Annotated in this window: 2 protein-coding genes and 4 pseudogenes; 2 read left to right on the forward strand and 4 right to left on the reverse strand. The window is 58.4% G+C overall.

Going from position 1 to position 3813, the window contains the following annotated elements; translation table 11 throughout:
* Positions 1-293: 293 nt before the first annotated feature.
* Positions 294-593 (forward strand): hypothetical protein, encoded by a 300-nt coding sequence (locus JV201_RS11810; RefSeq protein ID WP_134326299.1) that lies wholly within the window; start codon positions 294-296, stop codon positions 591-593.
* Between the two features lie 239 nt (positions 594-832).
* On the opposite strand, the pseudogene JV201_RS30180 reads toward JV201_RS11810, so the two are convergent.
* From JV201_RS30180 to JV201_RS11815, 3 pseudogenes are all read right to left on the reverse strand, one after another.
* Positions 833-958, reverse strand: a pseudogene (locus tag JV201_RS30180) (nucleotidyltransferase domain-containing protein); the annotation flags it as partial.
* 5 nt (positions 959-963) lie between these two features.
* Positions 964-1062 (reverse strand): annotated as a pseudogene (locus JV201_RS29660) (DUF6691 family protein); the annotation flags it as partial.
* Positions 1062-1211, reverse strand: a pseudogene (locus tag JV201_RS11815) (YeeE/YedE family protein); the annotation flags it as partial. The pseudogenes JV201_RS11815 and JV201_RS29660, both read right to left, overlap by 1 nt.
* A gap of 328 nt (positions 1212-1539) precedes the next feature.
* On the opposite strand from JV201_RS11815, the gene yiaY reads away from it, so the two are divergent.
* Complete coding sequence (gene yiaY, locus JV201_RS11820; RefSeq protein ID WP_102368759.1) at positions 1540-2688, forward strand: L-threonine dehydrogenase; 1149 nt, start codon at positions 1540-1542, stop codon at positions 2686-2688.
* Positions 2689-2829: 141 nt separating this feature from the next.
* On the opposite strand, the pseudogene JV201_RS11825 reads toward yiaY, so the two are convergent.
* Positions 2830-3627, reverse strand: a pseudogene (locus JV201_RS11825) (methyl-accepting chemotaxis protein); the annotation flags it as partial.
* Positions 3628-3813: the final 186 nt, after the last annotated feature.

Genomic DNA, 3813 nt, shown 5'->3' on the forward strand with positions numbered 1-3813 from the left:
GGCCGATAGCAGCCGGTCGTTCCGTAGGCTGCACGCCATCTGTGAGCTGGCAGTATCGGCCCGAGGAGGGGAGATCAAAGTTGATCCAGACGCGGCCATTTGCATGTGGAACAGCAGGATCAGTCATGTGATTGCCCTTATCGGCTCGTACTGTCCGCCTTCAATCGTCAATTGTCCTGGTTCCAACCGGGACGTGCTTAACCACCATTAGCCCGGTTGAACTGCCAACGCGTGGAACGACCCGCTATGCCGGCAAGTCTACCGGTATCTACTCATGGGTAAGGTACAGCGCAATGGATAAGACAATCACCGTCGATCAACTAGCGACCACCGACCTTGGATCAATCAACGAAATATGGCTTGGCGAGACGCATACCCAGCTATGCCTATGGCGTGGCGAACAGGTCTTCACCCACGAGATGATGAGCGAGGGCACCCACGATCAGAATGTCCAACGCCTGTGCTTGCAGTTGGTCAACCCTGACGATCAAACCGCCGTAGCCAGCGTCGAGGTAATTGTGCGCGAACGGCTGAAAAAAATGGGGAAGGAGGGCGAGTTTTATCCCGCAGAGGAGGCTGATACTCATCAATAAGAAGATGAGTATCGGCCATTTATGGGGAGTCAATCCAAGGCCTGTGCTAGATGAGCAAGCCCCGCGCTACAACACTGGCGATGAAGACCTACAAGCACGGGTTTGCGCAGTCGCACAGGCGATCTCCGGTCGGACGCATTTGTAGCTCCGTTATGTGGAATGAGCTCCGTGCGCAGTAAAAACTGAATAGCCCCTGATTTCATAGACGCGTTCCAGTGTTTGCGGCCACATCAGGTCCTGTCTGGCCGCGTGAGCGTCATGCAAGCGTCCACAAGTAAATCCTGAAACTGTGGCTGCATCTCGACGTTGGACACGGTGAGGATATAACCGTCCGCATCAATGCCACGAGGTTGGAGTCGTTCCATGAAGCCGTGCGTGAGTTGTTGCGCGCCCAATTCATCGGGATAACCGCCACGGCGATGGCCCCGACCATCACCAAGGCGAGTGACGGGTCCCAGGCCCCGGTCACTGTGCCGTGATCTCGATCTGTGGCAAGACGCTAAACAGCCCCCGCAGCAATGGCGCAATCACCAGGCCAAGCAGAAACAACGCTTTCTCGCCCCAGCCCTCACTGCCAAACCGCATCACGCTGCCCAGCAAGCCGCTGATACCTGCGACAACTTGATCCAATCAATGCTCATTTTGCAGTTCCTGCACAGGAGAGTGGGTGAGGGCTGTTGATCAGCGAACCATCATAACCATCCGCGCGGGTCGGGGTCTGCGCAAGTCAGATTTTGCTGCCGCCCCCCATGGAATGGGTGAAGCCCTGCTTCCAGTACTAAAGGAGGTGTCAATGCCTGCTAAAGGACCATTTCGGTCTGACGCCATAGGTTTAGGCTCAGCTTTGTGATCGTCAACGATGACAACAAGAGGCGCCGCATCACCTGCGAGATGAGTAGAAAACCTCACTGACTCCCGTGTCTCCATAATAAAAAGAGGATTTATCATGAGTAGCACCTTCTTCATTCCTTCCGTGAACATGATGGGCATTGGCAGCCTCGACGAGGCGATGCTCGCAATCCGCAAGTACGGGTTCCGCAAAGCCTTGATCGTCACCGATGCCGGCCTGGCCAAAGCCGGCGTGGCGGCCAAGGTCGCCGGCCTGTTGGCCCAGCAAGACATCGACTCCACCCTGTTTGACGGCGCCAAACCGAATCCGACCGTCAGCAACGTGGAGAAGGGCCTGGAACTGCTGGCCCGCAGCGACTGTGATTTCATTATTTCCTTGGGCGGCGGTTCCCCCCATGACTGCGCCAAAGGCATTGCCCTGTGCGCCGCCAACGGCGGGCACATCAGCGACTACGAAGGCGTGGATCAATCCGCCAAGCCACAAATGCCACTGATCGCCATCAACACCACCGCCGGCACGGCGAGTGAAATGACGCGTTTCTGCATCATCACCGACGAAGTCCGCCACGTGAAAATGGCCATCGTCGACCGCAACGTCACCCCCCTGTTATCCGTCAACGACCCCTCGCTGATGGCCGCCATGCCCAAAGGCCTGACCGCCGCCACCGGCATGGACGCACTGACCCACGCCGTCGAAGCCTACGTGTCGACGGCGGCCACGCCGATCACCGATGCCTGTGCACTCAAAGCCATCGAATTGATCTCGGCCAACCTGCGCACCGCCGTTGCCCAGGGTGACAACATGACCGCCCGGGAAAACATGGCCTACGCGCAATTCCTTGCCGGCATGGCCTTCAACAATGCTTCGCTGGGTTATGTACATGCCATGGCGCACCAACTGGGCGGTTTCTACGACCTGCCTCACGGCGTGTGCAACGCGATCCTGCTGCCCCATGTGTCGAGCTTCAACGCCAGCGTATGCCCGGCCCGGTTTAAGGATATCGCTCATGCGATGGGGGTTGAGACTCAGCAGCTCGATGCGGAGAAGGGTGCTGCGGCGGCTATCACGGCCATCCGTAAACTGTCTGCGGATGTGGGGATTCCGAGCGGGCTCGTTGAGCTGGGTGTGAAGGCTGACGATATTCCGACCCTGGCAGCCAATGCCATGAAAGACGCCTGCGGTTTTACCAATCCGCGTCCTGCCAATCAGGATGAGATTGAGCAGATTTTTCATACGGCGATGTGATTGATGTGAAGTGACGCTGGAGAGAACACCCCGCCTTTGGTTGAAGTGCGGGGGGTTTTGGTTTTGCTCATCGGTAGGGTAGAAGTGGCTCAATGGCTTGGCTGGAAGTGGTCTGTCATGAGCGGCTACTGTCGGCCATTAGTCCTTGCGCTGCATGGAACCGGTCATCTGGGCGATTTCCGCCAGTTGGTGGCGCGCGCCTTTTTCCAGGGTGCCGCTGGCGTGAGCCAGTTCCTCGCCGAGTTGGCCGAGGCCATGGGAGTCACGGGCGACGCCGTCGATCAGGCCAGTGATCTGGGTCAGAAAGTGATCGAAACGGGTGGCAAGGGAGACATGGACTTTTCCCGGACTGCCCTTGACGGCCTCACTGTTGAACTGCGTGGTGACGGCGAGCATTTTTTCGAGCATTTCCTGGCTTTCTACCGCTTCGGACTGGCTGTGCACCGCGAGGTAGAGCAGGGCGACCGTTTCCATCACCACGTAGAACGCGTGGACGAAAATCATGCTCCAGCCGCCGTGATGTTCCATCACAAACACCGGGAAACCCTGATGCTGCAACGCATGGAACACCACGTGATGCACCGCGATGGTGACGGCGGCCACAAGGATAGGCAGCCAGTCACGGTAGAACGTCAGCACCACCAGCAGCGCGAAGATACCGAAGTGCGATTCGATGACACCCTGGGCCTGGTTGATGTGCAACGCCGCCATCACCATCAGCCCAACGCTCAGCGCGCAACGCATCAGGCGCGTGCCGCTGATGACGCGATAGGCCAGGGTCAGCACCACGCTGGTGCCGCCGCCTATGAAGAGCGCTTGAAGCAGCGTGTCGTGCCAGAACGCCAGGCCGAGGGAGAAGAGGGTCATCAGCCAGATCAGGGCGAGCATGATGCGGTCGGCTTTGCGGTAGTGCTCGATGAAACGGGCTTGGGCAGGCATTCACTCGTACTCCATGTGGACGGGCCGGGGTGAGGCAAGCATGCGACGTGCCATACGGGCATGCGGGGAGCGAATCGGGTGTGGGGGAGCGGGGGTTGATTGATGGTAGGAGGTTATCGGCGTTTTTGGGTGGGGCGTTAGGGGGGATAAGCCAGAAGCTGCTTGTTACGAGGGGCTGCAATCGGC

The organism is Pseudomonas sp. Colony2 (assembly GCF_019382755.1).
GTDB lineage: Bacteria > Pseudomonadota > Gammaproteobacteria > Pseudomonadales > Pseudomonadaceae > Aquipseudomonas.